Genomic DNA, 14490 nt, shown 5'->3' on the forward strand with positions numbered 1-14490 from the left:
GCACCCGCGAACGTTGCCGGGCGTTCACCACCTCCCCACGCCGCCCCCATCCGAACGCCCCGCCCCCTCCTTTCCTTCTCCTTCCCCCTCTCCCCCTCCCTCCGCCTGAAGGGAATTACGCATGCCTGCCGACACCGCGCGCCGTCGCCGCTGTGCCGTGGTGGGACTCGGCGCCCGCGCCCACCTCTTCACCGAGGCGCTCGCCGGCCCCTACGCGGACCGGATCGACCTCGCCGCCTTCTGCGACGCCAACGCGCACCGCATGGCCGTCCACAACACGTGGCTCGCGCCCGCCCGCCCCGGCCGCGAGCCCGTGCCCGCCTACGCCCCGGACGACTTCGACGAGATGCTGCGCCGCGAACGCATCGACCTGGTCGTGGTCTGCACGGTCGACCACCTGCACGATCACTACATCGTGCGCGCGCTCGAAGCGGGCTGCGACGTGGTCACCGAGAAGCCGATGACCACGACCGCCGAGCGAGCCCGCCGCATCCTGGAGGCCGAGCGCCGCACGGGCCACGAGGTGCGGGTCGCCTTCAACTACCGCTACAACCCGGTCCACTCGGCCGTACGCGAACTCCTCGCAGGCGGCGAGATCGGCGAGGTCGGTTCAGTCCACTTCGAGTGGCTGCTCGACCTGCGGCACGGGGCGGACTACTTCCGCCGCTGGCACCGCGACAAGGCCAACTCCGGTGGCCTGCTGGTACACAAGGCCACCCACCACTTCGACCTGGTCAACTGGTGGCTGGGCGCGCGACCCGAGACCGTCTACGCCCAGGGCGGGCTCTTCTTCTACGGCGATGAGGCGGGCAACCGGCGCGGCCTGGCCCGTGACTACGCCCGCGCCCACGGCTCCCCCGCAGCCGAGGGCGACCCCTTCGCCATCCGCCTGGCCGACTCGTCCGTGCTCAGCGCCCTGTACCTGGACGCGGAGGCGGAGGACGGCTACCACCGCGACCAGAACGTGTTCGGGCCGGGCGTGAGCATCGAGGACGACATGGCGGTCCTCGTGCGCTACTCCTCCGGCGCGACCCTCACGTACCACCTGACGGCGTACGCGCCCTGGGAGGGCTACCGGATCGCCTTCAATGGCAGCGAGGGCCGCGTAGAACTCCTCGTGGAGGAGTCCACGTGGACGCGCCCCGACGTGCGCGGCGACGGGGCGAGCGCCGTCATGCACGGCACGGTGATCGGCGACGAGCCCGGCCGCACCCAACTACTGCTGCGCCGCTTCTGGGAGGAGCCCAGGGAGATCAAGGTGCCCACGGGCGAGGGCGGGCACGGCGGCGGGGACGTACGCATGCTGGCGGACCTCTTCGGCGAACGGCCACCCGACGCCTCCGACCCCCTGGGCCGCGCGGCGAACGCCGACGACGGAGCACTCTCCCTGGCCACGGGCCTCGCCGCGAACCACTCCCTCGCGACGGGGTTTCCGGTGGATGCCCGGAGTCTCATGGAGAGGTGAGCGACGGAGCAGGCAGACCCTGCGCACGACGGGCGCACGACCGGGAAGATCGCCGGAGCTGGCGGAGAGTTGTGCTTGCCGCGCAGCTCTCCGCTGCGCCAGCACCGGAAGCGCCGCGATCTTCTCGGGCGTGAAGTCGTCCCACACCAAGCCGCGCGGACGTCGACGGTCAGGCCAGGGGATCACCGTGTCCGGCGTGACGATGTAGTCCACCGAGAAGTCGTGCTCCGTCTCGGGGATGTCGTCCTCGATGACCTCATTTGGGGCATCACGTGCCTATCCAAGATCGCCATGGGCGCGTGATGATCTCGCGGTAGGTGCCGTGTGAGGGGTTTTTGCCGCAATGCTTGAGGACCCACTCTTGGGGCTCGGCGAAGTCCTGGCTGGGCGGTGACGTATCGCCGTCCACTGCACACTGCATGGCGTACGTCGTGGGTTCGGCGTCAGGCTCCCGGTCGGGTTCGAGAGTCCATGTCTCGAAACACAGTACGGCCCGAAGGATCACATTCCCCACCGGCCGTTTCCCCGGGACACCTCGTTGGCCAAGAACACTTTCGCGCTCAGCCCCTCGGCTTGGGTGGGCTCACGGATCACCTCAGGCGGGGCATCCCACTCCACGCCGCCCCGCGGCGGTCGGAGTTGTACGTACGGGCCCTCATGGCCCATGACGATGCCGGCTTTGTCGGTGCGTCCATCCACCACGAGGGTGCCGACAGTCGGTAGGGCCGGGTTCTCGATCACTTCTGCCTCCTACTCGCGGACGGGACGAACCAACTCCGAACCGGAGTGCCGCATCACCCGGTATGCAGTCCGCATCCGTCCGCGCTCATGCGCAGAAGCATCAGGTCAACTGGCGGGACCTAGGAACCACCCCCAAACCCCACTTCGGGACGTCCCGTGTCGGGTAGAACGTCCCTAGTGCCGTCCCGATCGTCAGGGGGAGACTCGTGCAGAACGAGAGACTACGTGCCGTCATGGTGGCCGGAGGCTGGACGTACGCCGCCCTGGCAAAGGCAGTTGAGGTCGACCCCAAGTCGGTGGAGCGATGGGTGAACCTGGGCCGTACGCCGCGCCGGGCCACAGCCTTGGAGGCGGCTGAAGCCCTAGGAGAAGACGTGCACGCACTCTGGCCGACCCTTCGTCAGGCTCGCGCTGCCCGCACCATCAGCCCGGAGCTCGTGACCCTCCACGAGCAACGGGCAGACCTCCCCGTATCCACGTTCGTTGACATGATGACGCAGGCCCGCGAGCACATCGACGTCCTGGTCTACGCGGCAGTTTTCCTGCACGAGGCGCACCCACGGCTCAACGATCTGCTGCGCGAACGAGCCGCCGAGGGCTGCACAGTGCGCATCGCGGTAGGCGACGCCGAAAGCCCGAACGTCCAGGCGCGCGGCCAGGAGGAGCGGTTCGGTCACGGCATCGAATCCCGGTGCCGCCTGGCCCTGATGCACTACCGCCCGCTCGTCGGCGTATCCGGTATCGAGATACGGACCCACGAAACGACGCTCTACAACTCCCTCTACCGCGCCGACGACCAGATGCTGATCAACGCTCACGTCTGGGGAGTGAACGCCTACGCTGCCCCGGTGTGGCATCTCCGCCGTAACAGGGAAGGCGGCATGTTCGACACCTACGGACAGAGCTTCGACGCGGTATGGGCGACGGCGGAGCCGGTACAGCAGGAGGAGTGACCATGGCGCGCACCGAGTACTACGACGACCCCAACGCACCCAAGCCGAACAGCATGGTTGTCGCGGCCTCAGCGGTCGTCACCGACGAACAGGGGCGCATCCTGCTTCAACGACGCCGGGACAACGACCTGTGGGCGCTGCCCGGGGGCGGAATGGACCTCACCGATTCCCTGCCCGGCACGGCGGTCCGCGAGGTCAAGGAAGAGACCGGCCTGGACGTTGAGATCACGGGCCTAGTCGGTACGTACACCGACCCGAAGCACATCATCGTGTACACGGACGGCGAGGTGCGGCGACAGTTCAACGTCTGCTTCACTACCCGGATCGTCGGCGGTCAGCTAACGATCTCCGATGAGTCGACCGAAATTCGGTTTGTCCGCCCGGAGGAACTCGAGGAACTGGCGATGCACCACACCCAGCGACTCCGAGTCGGGCATTTCCTGCAGCACCGCGAGCGGCCGTACCTCGGCTGATCACCGATGTCGATAATCAGTCCGGGAGATGGGTAGGGCTATGGAACTTCACGTGACAAGTCCAACAGTCTTTTTGCCACATGACGTATCCCTGCATCATTGAGTGCGCGAGAAAGGTCGGCGCGTTCACTCTCGTGCACTGATGGAAGTATGAATTCCAGCACTTCGGGCGAATTGACGCCGGGAATCTCCTCCTTTTCTAGGCAGGCAATCACCTGCAAGAGTCGATCGATTCCACCTTGGGATACGGCAAACAAAATAAGTTCCCTATCTCCGAGGAAAGAGTCGGGGAATGCTGCAGCTGTTGCCAGCGTGATCTTCGGCCGCGAGTATCGTCCGATACCCTTAGCGAGGCTGTCGGCGTCATCCTTCAACGAGGCAGCGCGTAGCGCTCGCAGGATGTCGGCCAGATCTGGTCTCGTTCTTCCCGGCCAACCACCCTTACCGACGATCGCATCGATAAATGTTTGCGCATACCGGAAGCTCGCCTCTCCATCGTGTCGGCGTAAGGCGACAAGAAGCTTCGGAATCTCCGCGGGCTGCTTAGTTAGCACGCACATCTGAAAGTACATTTCAGAGACGGCATCCCCCTCTTCCGCCGTCGCGATCGAATCGAGTATTTTTACCGTCTGTGCGGCAGTAGCGTGGGCGGCAAGTTGCAGAAATCCTTGGAAGTCCATCTGCGCCTGCCCCAATGCGGCAACGACAGTTGGAAGCCATTTCTCGATGGGCCTATTAGCCCCTTCGGCCGCGATGCGCGCGATGTCTTCCATTCCAGCGTTGATGAGGGGGGTGATCAGTAAAGCGACCTCAGGTGTGGGAGTCTGCTGTTGACTAGCATTGCCCCCCATATTCTCTACTGAGATAGGGACCCTCCGAAGCACGAGCGGTTGCGCCATTCTTTTTTGCCATGTTTTCTCGTCGACATCTTCGGGACGGAGCGGGGCTCCAATTGAACGGGCGTAGTCGGCGCATGCTTGAACCAAAGCTAAAACATGGACCAGCTTTAGAGCGCTACTTCCGGAGAATTTATCTTGGATTGAGGCGCGGCTCATCCGTCGGCCTTGGCGCTCGGTGAGCTTCTCTAGAACCCGTAAGGAGGGGTTGCCAGCCCGGAAGCGCAGGTGACTCAACTGTTTCGCGAGGGAATCGTCGTCCATCGCTCACCACCCCGCTTTGTGTCCAAGGTCGTCCAGTAACAGCCAGCACTGTCCAGCTCGTTTCGCTTCAGACTAGGGCGCGGCGTGCCGACTGTCCGGGGTTCGGCAGAAACGTCCGAGGTGCTGGTGGACAGTCGCCACGCACAGCTTCTCTAGGAGGCATCTACTAACGGACCTGTTTCAGATGCTGAAAGGAGCACGGACGCAGTGGAGGTGACCTTCACACTCTGGGTTCTAGCTGGCTCAGGTGTAGCTAGTGTGGCACTGTTCGCAGCCAAGGGCCTGCTTGATCAACTGCCTGGACTCTTCGACTCATGGCACGCTGCACGACGTGCGTGGCGTGGAGACCCGCAACGTCCAGCGGAGCTGCACGTTGGTAGGCGCGCGAGCGCAACAAGTGATCCGGACACTGCTCCTGCAGCGCCCGACGCTCCCCTCCCATCCACCGGTGGACCAGTTTTGGGCCGCCAAGATGACGAGGGGGGCGTATAGGGGGCGACCGAGCAGTTCAGCCACGGTTAAGAGCGTTTTCCGAGAACGCTCTTGCAAGCCCGCTGTTAGAGCGGAGCGGTGCCCTCGCAAGGGTCGGCAACTGGCAACGACGGCACACAGACGCCCCTCGTCGCTCCCGAGGCGTGGCTGGGAAGTGCGGAGTCGAAGCAAATTCCTTTGCAACAAAGCGTGACTTCTACTGCGACTGGGCCAATGAAGAACGGCTAGTCATGCTCCGGCTCCGAGCGATCGTCTGCATGACGTCGAAAAAGAGCGGGACCCAGTCTCACCGGGTCCCGCTCTTCCTTACTGTTTCGCACAGATCGCGATAGGCCCGCGACAGGCCTCCGCCCGAGGACCGCCGCCAGACGGGCGCTTACGCCACTGCGGCCGACCCCCGGACATCGCGATCACAGAACTCACTCAGACCAGGTCGAACCGGTCCAGGTTCATGACCTTCGTCCACGCCGCGACGAAGTCGGTCACGAACTTCTCCTTCGCGTCGTCGCTCGCGTAGACCTCGGCGAGGGCGCGCAACTCGGAGTTCGAGCCGAAGACGAGGTCGGCGCGGGTGCCGGTCCACTTGATCTCGCCCGTGGCCGCGTCGCGGCCCTCGAACGTGTCCTGGGCTTCCGACGTCGACTTCCACGTCGTGCCCAGGTCGAGCAGGTTGACGAAGAAGTCGTTGGTCAGCGTGCCGGGAGCCGTGGTGAGGACGCCGTGCTTGGAGTCCTGGTGGTTCGCGCCCAGGACGCGCAGACCGCCGACGAGCACGGTCATCTCGGGGGCGCTCAGGGTCAGCAGGTTGGCCCTGTCGACCAGCAGGTACTCGGCCGGCAGGCGGGTGCCCTTGCCGACGTAGTTGCGGAAGCCGTCGGCGGCGGGCTCGATCGCGGCGAAGGACTCCACGTCGGTCTGCTCCTGCGAGGCGTCCACGCGGCCCGGCGTGAAGGGCACCTCGACCTGGACGCCGCCGTCCTTGGCGGCCTGCTCGACGGCCGCGCTGCCGGCAAGCACGATCAGGTCGGCCAGCGAGACCTGCTTGCCGCCCGCCGAGTTGGAGGAATTGAAGGACTCCTGGATGCCCTCCAGCGTGCGCAGCACGTGCGCGAGTGCGTCCGGGTTGTTGACCTCCCAGCTGCGCTGCGGCTCCAGGCGGATGCGGGCGCCGTTGGCGCCGCCGCGCTTGTCGCTGCCGCGGAAGGAGGCGGCCGAGGCCCAGGCGGCGGAGACGAGCTGCGAGACCGTGAGGTCGGAGCCGAGGATCTGCTCCTTGAGGGCGGCGATGTCCGCGGCGTCGATGACCTCACCCGTGCGCTGCGGCAGCGGGTCCTGCCACAGCAGTTCCTCGGAGGGGACCTCGGGGCCGAGGTAGCGCACGACCGGGCCCATGTCACGGTGCGTCAGCTTGTACCAGGCGCGGGCGAAGGCGTCCGCGAACTCCTGAGGGTTCTCGTAGAAGCGCCGGGAGATCGGCTCGTAGATCGGGTCGAAGCGCAGCGACAAGTCCGTGGTCAGCATCGTCGGGCGGTGCTTCTTCGACGGGTCGAAGGCGTCGGGGATGATCTCCGGCGCGTCCTTCGCCACCCACTGGTGGGCGCCTGCCGGGCTCTTGCCGAGCTCGTAGTCGTACTCGAAGAGGTTCTTGAAGAAGTGGTTGCTCCACCGGGTCGGCGTCTCGGTCCAGGTGACCTCGAGGCCGGACGTGATGGCGTCCTTGCCGACACCCGTGTTGTACGTGCTCTTCCAGCCCAGGCCCAGCTGCTCCATCGGCGCGGCCTCGGGGTCGTCGCCGACGTTGTCCGCCGGTCCTGCACCGTGGGTCTTGCCGAAGGTGTGGCCGCCCGCGATCAGGGCGACGGTCTCCTCGTCGTTCATCGCCATGCGGCGGAAGGTCTCGCGGATGTCGCGGGCCGCGGCGATCGGGTCCGGGTTGCCGTTGGGGCCCTCGGGGTTGACGTAGATGAGGCCCATCTGGACCGCGCCGAGGGGGTTCTCCAGCTCGCGGTCACCGGTGTAGCGCTCGTCGCCGAGCCAGTCGGTCTCCGGGCCCCAGTACACGTCCTCGTCGGGCTCCCAGACGTCCGCGCGGCCGCCGCCGAAGCCGAAGGTCTCGAAGCCCATCGTCTCCAGGGCGACGTTGCCGGTGAGCACGAGGAGGTCGGCCCACGAGAGGTTCTTGCCGTACTTCTTCTTGACCGGCCACAGCAGGCGGCGGGCCTTGTCCAGGCTCGCGTTGTCCGGCCAGCTGTTGAGCGGCGCGAAGCGCTGCTGACCGGCGCCGGCACCGCCGCGGCCGTCGCTGATCCGGTAGGTGCCCGCGCTGTGCCAGGCCATGCGGATCATCAGCGGGCCGTAGTTGCCGAAGTCGGCGGGCCACCAGTCCTGCGACGTGGTGAGGACCTCGGCGATGTCCCGTTTCACGGCAGGCAGGTCAAGGGAGTTGAACGCCTCGGCGTAGTCGAACTCCTCGCCCATGGGGTTGGCCACGGCGGGGTTCTTGGCGAGGATCTTCAGGTTGAGCCGCTCCGGCCACCACTGGCGGTTGCCACCGCCCTGGGTCGGGTGCGGCGCGCGAGCGTGCGCGACCGGGCAGCCGCCTGTCTCTTCCGGCTTCGGGTCGGTGACGATCGCGTCGTGGTTCTCAGTCATGGGAATCCTTCCGGACGGGGCGGATCACGGTGCTGCTCAGGAACTGCGAACGGCGGAACAGTCGGGGGCGCCCGAAGGCGGTACGGGCGGTGCGGGCCTCATCGGCCGGGAAGGCAGGACCGGGTCCCGGATCGGTCGCGGGCCGCGGACGCCCGCCTGCTCGCCGGATTGCTTCTCCGCGAGCGGGGTACCGGATGCCGGGCCGAGCGGACCCGTCTCCTGAAGTCACGTGCTGTTCCCTGCTGTTGCCCTGTCCCTTGGCCGTCGGCCGGAACTGATCCTACGATGGACGAAGTCCAAGTCAATACGACAGACGGGTTCGTACGGAATTCAGTCGTCAGACAAAGCACAGATAGGCTGGTACGCATGAGCGACCTTCTGGAACGACTCCGCGGCCGTGGCTGGAGGATGACCGCTCAGCGCCGGGTGGTCGCCGAAGTACTCGACGGCGAACACGTCCACCTCACCGCGGACGAGGTACTCGCGCGCGCCACCGCCCGGCTGCCGGAGATCTCCCGGGCCACGGTCTACAACACGCTCGGTGAGCTGGTCACCCTCGGTGAGGTGATCGAGGTCTCCACCGGCCGCGCCAAGCGCTACGACCCCAACGCCCATCGCCCGCACCAGCATCTGGTCTGCTCGGGCTGCGGCGCCATCAAGGACGTACACCCCGGCGGCGACCCGCTGACCGCGCTCCCCGACTCCGAACGCTACGGCTTCACCGTCTCCGCGGCCGAAGTGACCTATCGGGGACTGTGTCCGGACTGCACCGCACGCGGGTGAACGGGCGGCGACCGGTGCGATCCGGGGGCGGCCTCCGATGACGGTCGAACGGGGCGCAATGCGGCAGGCGCGGGGCGGTTGACTCGCCTGCCCGGCACACCGCGGGTGGGCTCCGGGCCGCCGGGTACCCAGCCCGGACACCTACGGAATCCCGCAACAGGAGGCACCGCCATGACCGCTCCCCTCGCCGCTGTCCCCCGCTTCCATCTGGCCATTCCGGTCGACGATCTGGACGCGGCGCGCCTCTTCTACGGCGGGGTGCTCGGCCTCGAGCAGGGCCGCAGCTCGGACGCCTGGGTGGACTGGAATCTGCACGGCCACCAGTTCGTCACGCACCTTGCGACGGAGCGCGTCCGGCGCATTCACAACCCGGTCGACGGCCACGAGGTGCCCGTACCGCACTTCGGGCTGATCCTGCCGATCCCCGAGTTCCAGGTGCTCGCCGAGCGGTTGCGTACGGCCGGCATCGACTTCGTCATCGAGCCCTACGTACGCTTCGAGGGCGAGAAGGGCGAGCAGTGGACGATGTTCCTCCTCGACCCGGCGGGCAACGCCCTGGAGTTCAAGGCGTTCGCCGACGACAGCCAGGTCTTCGCCGTCTGATCCGTGCACGGCGGCGCGGAGCGGGGAGTCCGTCCGGCTGCGGGACTCCCGGAGGGACTCCCGGATGAGCGGCTCGGCAAGGACGCGCCCCGCCGAGCCGCATGGCGAGGGCTAGGGCGCCATCTCGTACGCGCCGGCGAGCGCCTCGACGCGCTCCCACACCCGCGCCGAGCGTGCTTCGTCGACGACCGGGCGCCGCACCGCGCCGAGGGCCCAGCTCTGCTGCTCTGCGGTGGCGGAGTCCTTGCCGTGCAGCTCGACGGCGTGCGCGGAGTAGTCGCGTACGAGGACGGCGAAGAGCTCGTCGAGCACGTCCTCGTCGAGGCCGGTCAGGCGCGCCTGCTCCAGGATCAGCTGGCCGTGCACGACGAGCGCGAACAGCTGGCCGACGGCGAGGAGGAGGTCGAGGTCGCGGCTCTGCTTCTCGTCGGGGGCGGCCGTCTTGACGAACCCGCACAGGGCGTCGGCCTGTTCGCGGAAGCGGGCGACGTTGGGCACCTCGGCGTACGCGTCATAAGCGGTGCGCCAGTCGTGGAAGCGGATGGCGCCCAGGCCGCGGGCGGGTCCCTGCCGGAAGAGGAAATCGTCGTCGGCCGCGTCCAGGCGGGTGGGCACGGGCTCGTACTCGGCGGGGTTCAGCAGGTGGTTGCCCATGAACTTGAGGATGAGCGCGAGGTTGACGTGGACCGTGCCCTCCAGCTTGGGCAGGCCGCGGATCTCGACGGCCGCCTGGGCGAAGTAGTTGTCCTTCTCGAAGCCCTTGGCGGCGATGACGTCCCACATCAGGTCGATGACCTTCTCGCCCTCCGTGGTCACCTTCATCTTCGTCATGGGGTTGAAGAGGAGGTAGCGGCGGTCGTCGGGGCCTGCGGAGCGGAAGTAGTCGACGGCGCGGTCGCTGAACAGCTTCATCCCGACGAGGCGTACGTAGGCGTCGGTCAGCTCGCGGCGCACGTGCGGGAAGGCGGTGACGGGGCGGCCGTAGAGGATGCGGTTCTGCGCGTGGGTGACGGCCTCGTACATCGCGTGCTCGCAGATGCCGATCGAGGCGGTGCAGAGGTTGAACTTGCCGACGTTGACGGTGTTGAGGGCGGCGTCGAAGGCTGCGCGGCCGGTGTGCAGGATGTCGTCGGGGCCTACGGGGTAGTTCTCCAGGCGGAATTCACTGACGTACTTCGACGAGTCGACGACGTTCTTGACCAGGTGGTAGGCCTCGTGGCGGCTGTCGGCGGCGAAGAAGACGTAGCCGTCGGGGCCCTCGACGTCGGTGCGGCGGCCGAAGACGGAGACGAGTCCGGCCGCGTTGCCGTTGCCGATGTAGTACTTGGAGCCGTCGGCCCGGAAGCCGCCGTTGCCGTCGGGCTCGAGGAGCATGTCGGTGTTGTAGATGTCGGCGCCGTGCGTCTTCTCCGACAGGCCGAAGGCGAACACCTCGCCTTCGGAGAGGAGTTGGGCCGCGCGGGTGCGGGCGGCCTCGTTCTCGCTCTGCCAGACGGGGCCGAGCCCCAGGATCGTGACCTGCCAGGCGTACCAGTAGTCGAGGCCGTAGAACCCGAAGATCTCGTTGAGGGCGGCGATCCTGGCGGTGTCCCAGCGTGCGTCCTGCTTGCCGCCGGCGGCGGAGGCCGGGGTGAGGAAGGTCGCGAAGAGCCCCTCCTTCGCGGAGAACTCCAGGAAGTCGGCCAGCCAGGCGCGGTCGCGGTAGTCCTCGATCAGCCGGCGCTTGCCGCGGGCCTCGAACCAGTCGACGGTGGCGCGCAGCAGCCTGCGGGTCTCCGGGTCGAAGTGCTCGGGGTCGTAGGTGCGCGGGTTGAACAGCAGCGGGTCGGCCATGAGTGTTCGCCTTTCCGGCTCGGGAGGTGAGGGGTGGTGGGGGTGAGGGTGGGGGTGGGGCGGACCTGGTCAGTCCCCGGGACCGAGCCGGTGCAGGGTGTCGAGCACGTCGTCGAGCCAGGCGAGCGTCATCCGTTCGTACGCGATGCCGCCGCGCAGCACGACATGCTGGAGCTCCTGTCCGGCGTCGGGCGTGGCGGGCGCGTCGGGTCCGGTGAAGTCACGCCGCTCGCCCGCGAGATAGCGCGCGAGGCGGTCGGTGTGCTCCTGGCGGTGCCGTTCGACCTCGCGGATCAGCGCGACCGGGTCGTCGAAGGCGGCGCCGCGGATCTTCACGGCGAGTTCGTGGCGCACGCTCTCGGGTTCGATCGGCTCGTGCAGCCACCGGGAGAGCGCGGTCCGCCCCGGGGCGGCGACGGAGTACTCCTTCTTGTCCGGGCGTGCCTGCTGCGGCACCTCGCGGACGTCGATCCATCCGTCGCTTTCCATGCGCTTGAGTACGCGGTAGATCTGCTGGTGGGTGGCGGTCCAGAAGTAGCCGATGGACCGCTCGAACCGCCGGGCCAGCTCATAGCCGGAGCCCGGCTGTTCGAGCAGCGAGACGAGGATCGCGTGCTCTAGCGCCATGCCCCGATCCTGCTATGCAACTCGTTGCATAAACAAGTCGGGCCGCCCTGGTGAGACACGGCTCACCCGCGCCGCCGCGCTGTCCGGCGGTTCAGACGCGGTCGGCGGCGATGAGGAGGTAGTGGAAGCTGCCTTCCCGGTACGCGGTCAGGAAGGGCTCCTCGATGCCGGTGGCCAGCGAGGACTTGGCCCGCAGTTCCCAGTAGGGGATGGTCGCGGCCGTCAGGTCGACGACGTTGATGGGCACCAGACCGTGGGCGGCCAGCGCCTTGAAGTACGCGCCGCGGGAGTGGATGTTGCACGTGTAGTGCTCGTCGATGCGGCTCACGGCCTTGGAGCGACCGCCGGTCACGTCGTTGTAGCAGCCGGTGATGCAGACGTAGCGCCCGCCGTGGACAAGGAGGCGGGAGTACTCGGCGAAGAGGGGGAAGAGGTCCACGTACATGGTGGACTCGTTGTTCCAGATCCCGTGGAAGGAAGCCGTCGGCAGCCCGGTGTGGAGCATGTTGCGGAAGTGGTAGGCCACCTTATCGTCCACCCCGCGCCTACGGGCCTGGCTCTCGGCGAAGGCGACCTGCGACTCGGAGATGGAGACACCCTCGACCCGGCAGCCGAAGCGCTGGTTGGCCATGATGCTGGTGCCGCCCCGGCCGCAGCCGGAGTCGAGCAGACGGTGGCCCGGCGCGACGGCCCCCAGGTGATCGAGGAGCACGTCCGCCTGCGCCGATTCAAGGCGGTGCAACTCCTGCACGATGCGCTCGTCGCGCGTGGACTCGGGGCCGTCGAGGACCGAGGGGTCCCAGTCGCCGATCCCGTAGTGGTGGTGGTAGAGGCCGTCGACATCGCCGAGGCGGAGGTTGACCGGGTCCTTCTCCTTGTTCCAGTAGTCCGCGACCGCCCGCTGGTAGGCGGTGCGCACCACGCGGTCGGAGGCGTCCGGAGTCACCGTCATCGTGAGAGCTCCTTCGTGTCGTCACGCGGCCGTACGGGAGACCTCGACGTTCTCCAGAACGCCGACCGCGTCGGGCACGAGCACGGCCGTCGAGTAGTAGGCGCTGACCAGGTAGGAGATGACGGCCTGGTCGTTGATGCCCATGAACCGCACGTTCAGGCCCGGCTCGTACTCGTCCGGGATACCGGTCTGGCGCAGACCGACCACGCCCTCGCTCTCCTCGCCCGTACGCATCGCCAGGATCGAGGTGACGCCGTCGGCGGAGACCCCCAGCTTCCCCAGGGGGTAGATCGGCACACCGCGCCAGGCGGGCAGACGGTGGCCGCCGACCTCGGTGTCGCCGAAGTAGATGCCGCGCTTGTTGCATTCCCGGCCGAAGGCGGCGACGGCGCGCGGGTGCGCGAAGAACGCCCTGGTCTGGCGCCGCATGCTCAGCAGCTCGTCGAAGTCGTCCGGCGTGGGAGGTCCGGAGTGGGTGGAGATGCGCTGGCCGTAGTCGGCGTTGTGCAGCAGTCCGAACTCGCGGTTGTTGACCAGTTCGTACTCCTGGCGCTCGCGCAGCGCCTCGATGGTCAGCCGCAGCTGCTGCTCGACCTGGTTCATCGGGTCGTTGTAGAGGTCGGCGACCCGGGTGTGAATCTTCAGGATCGTCTGCGCCACGCTCAACTCGTACTCTCGGGGCGCCAGTTCGTAGTCCACGAAGGTTCCCGGCAGCGCCGGCTCGCCCGCGTGTCCGGCCGCGAGCGCGATGTCCGCCTCACCGCGCTTGTTGTGCGGCCGCTCCCTCTGCGCCCTGCGCTCCAGGACATGGGCCCGCAGCCCCCCGCTCTGCCCCGCGACCTCCTCGTACGCCTGCCGCGGCAGTACCAGTACGGTGCACGCGGTGACCGCACGCGCGGTGAACTCCCAGTCGCCGGGCTCTTCCGCGAGCGCCTGGCCGCCGAAGAACCCGCCGTCGGCGAGCATCCCGAGCCGGGTCTCCTCCCCGTACTTGCCGGTGCCGGTCTTCTCCACCTTGCCGTGCGCGATCAGATACACGTGGTCGACGGGCCGGCCTTCCTGCGCGAGCACCTCGCCCGGCGCGAAATCCCGCTGCTCGAACCGCTCGGCCAGCGCCCGCAGCACGTCGGGGTCGTCGTAGCCGTGCAGCAGCGACAACTCCGCCAGTTCCGCGGGGACGACGCGGACGTCGGCGCCTTCCTGGACGAAGGTCACCCGCCCGTCGCCGATCGCGTACACCAGGCGCCGGTTCACGCGGTACGTGCCGCCGCCCACCTCGACCCAGGGCAGCGTCCGCAGCAGCCAGCGCGAGCTGATGTTCTGCATCTGCGGAACGGACTTGGTGGTGGTCGCCAGATTGCGTGCTGCCGCTATGCCCAGGCTCAACTGCGCCTGCCCCGCGCTCTGTTCAGGTTGTTCCGACTGATCCGCCGACGCTGCGGTCGCCATATCGGTCCCCTCCCACGGCACTGCGTTGCTCACGGCACGAAAGGCCCCTTCGGCGGCCCCCAGCCGCAGGAGCTGCGCGCCGCAAGTGAAGCAGCGCGCGTCGACGGCGGTCGAGAGCTGCCGAAGGCCCACACCACCTGTTTGCGCCACCTTCCCCACACAACGGATGAGCTGCGCAAACGGCCTGTGCCATGCTGCGCCGGCGGCGGTCACCGCAGCCGAGGACGGCTTGAACCGAGCGAATCACCCTAGATCACCCAAAGTCATGAACAAGTGGGCAAGAGGGCCCTCAGTTGGCGGTGTGAGC

Annotated in this window: 13 protein-coding genes; 5 read left to right on the forward strand and 8 right to left on the reverse strand. The window is 67.6% G+C overall.

Features of this window, described 5'->3' with window-relative positions; translation table 11 throughout:
• The first annotated feature begins 121 nt into the window (after window positions 1-121).
• Window positions 122-1465, forward strand: a complete 1344-nt coding sequence (locus tag IE226_RS06030) for a Gfo/Idh/MocA family protein (RefSeq protein ID WP_190079949.1) — start codon at window positions 122-124, stop codon at window positions 1463-1465.
• A 268-nt stretch (window positions 1466-1733) separates the two neighbouring features.
• On the opposite strand, the gene IE226_RS45440 is transcribed toward IE226_RS06030, so the two are convergent.
• Together IE226_RS45440 and IE226_RS06035 are read right to left on the reverse strand one after the other, a co-directional pair.
• Window positions 1734-1979, reverse strand: coding sequence for a DUF7848 domain-containing protein (locus IE226_RS45440; protein WP_229870520.1), 246 nt, complete (start codon window positions 1977-1979; stop codon window positions 1734-1736).
• A complete protein-coding gene (locus IE226_RS06035; protein ID WP_229870575.1) occupies window positions 1967-2206 on the reverse strand; it encodes a hypothetical protein in 240 nt (79 codons plus the stop codon). Before IE226_RS06035 ends, IE226_RS45440 begins: the two co-directional genes overlap by 13 nt.
• 233 nt (window positions 2207-2439) lie before the next feature.
• On the opposite strand from IE226_RS06035, the gene IE226_RS06040 reads away from it, so the two are divergent.
• On the forward strand, window positions 2440-3159 hold the full coding sequence (locus tag IE226_RS06040) for an XRE family transcriptional regulator (protein ID WP_190080097.1): 720 nt from the start codon (window positions 2440-2442) through the stop codon (window positions 3157-3159).
• A gap of 2 nt (window positions 3160-3161) precedes the next feature.
• Window positions 3162-3632 (forward strand): NUDIX domain-containing protein, encoded by a 471-nt coding sequence (locus IE226_RS06045; protein WP_190079950.1) that lies wholly within the window; start codon window positions 3162-3164, stop codon window positions 3630-3632.
• A gap of 38 nt (window positions 3633-3670) precedes the next feature.
• On the opposite strand, the gene IE226_RS06050 is transcribed toward IE226_RS06045, so the two are convergent.
• Window positions 3671-4792, reverse strand: a complete 1122-nt coding sequence (locus tag IE226_RS06050) for a hypothetical protein (RefSeq protein ID WP_190079951.1) — start codon at window positions 4790-4792, stop codon at window positions 3671-3673.
• A gap of 915 nt (window positions 4793-5707) precedes the next feature.
• Complete coding sequence (katG, locus tag IE226_RS06055) at window positions 5708-7936, reverse strand: catalase/peroxidase HPI (protein ID WP_190079952.1); 2229 nt, start codon at window positions 7934-7936, stop codon at window positions 5708-5710.
• 366 nt (window positions 7937-8302) lie between these two features.
• Here katG and IE226_RS06060 point away from each other — a divergent pair, with 366 nt between their 5' ends.
• Both IE226_RS06060 and IE226_RS06065 read left to right on the forward strand, forming a co-directional pair.
• The gene (locus IE226_RS06060; RefSeq protein ID WP_190079953.1) at window positions 8303-8719 is read left to right on the forward strand and encodes a Fur family transcriptional regulator; all 417 of its coding nucleotides are present in this window, start codon (window positions 8303-8305) and stop codon (window positions 8717-8719) included.
• A gap of 171 nt (window positions 8720-8890) precedes the next feature.
• Complete coding sequence (locus tag IE226_RS06065) at window positions 8891-9322, forward strand: VOC family protein (protein ID WP_190079954.1); 432 nt, start codon at window positions 8891-8893, stop codon at window positions 9320-9322.
• Window positions 9323-9433: 111 nt separating this feature from the next.
• Here the strand turns inward: IE226_RS06065 and IE226_RS06070 are convergent, their stop codons facing one another.
• The 4 genes from IE226_RS06070 to IE226_RS06085 all read right to left on the reverse strand — a co-directional run bounded on the left by IE226_RS06070 (window position 9434) and on the right by IE226_RS06085 (window position 14183).
• Entirely contained in the window at window positions 9434-11155 is a 1722-nt protein-coding gene (locus IE226_RS06070; protein ID WP_190079955.1) for an acyl-CoA dehydrogenase family protein, read from the reverse strand.
• Between the two features lie 69 nt (window positions 11156-11224).
• Complete coding sequence (locus IE226_RS06075; RefSeq protein WP_190079956.1) at window positions 11225-11782, reverse strand: PadR family transcriptional regulator; 558 nt, start codon at window positions 11780-11782, stop codon at window positions 11225-11227.
• A gap of 91 nt (window positions 11783-11873) precedes the next feature.
• Window positions 11874-12734, reverse strand: a complete 861-nt coding sequence (locus IE226_RS06080) for a geranyl diphosphate 2-C-methyltransferase (RefSeq protein ID WP_190079957.1) — start codon at window positions 12732-12734, stop codon at window positions 11874-11876.
• A 21-nt stretch (window positions 12735-12755) separates the two neighbouring features.
• Window positions 12756-14183 (reverse strand): family 2B encapsulin nanocompartment shell protein, encoded by a 1428-nt coding sequence (locus IE226_RS06085; RefSeq protein WP_190079958.1) that lies wholly within the window; start codon window positions 14181-14183, stop codon window positions 12756-12758.
• Window positions 14184-14490: the final 307 nt, after the last annotated feature.

Origin of the sequence: Streptomyces longisporoflavus (assembly GCF_014649775.1) — a bacterium.
GTDB lineage: Bacteria > Actinomycetota > Actinomycetes > Streptomycetales > Streptomycetaceae > Streptomyces > Streptomyces longisporoflavus.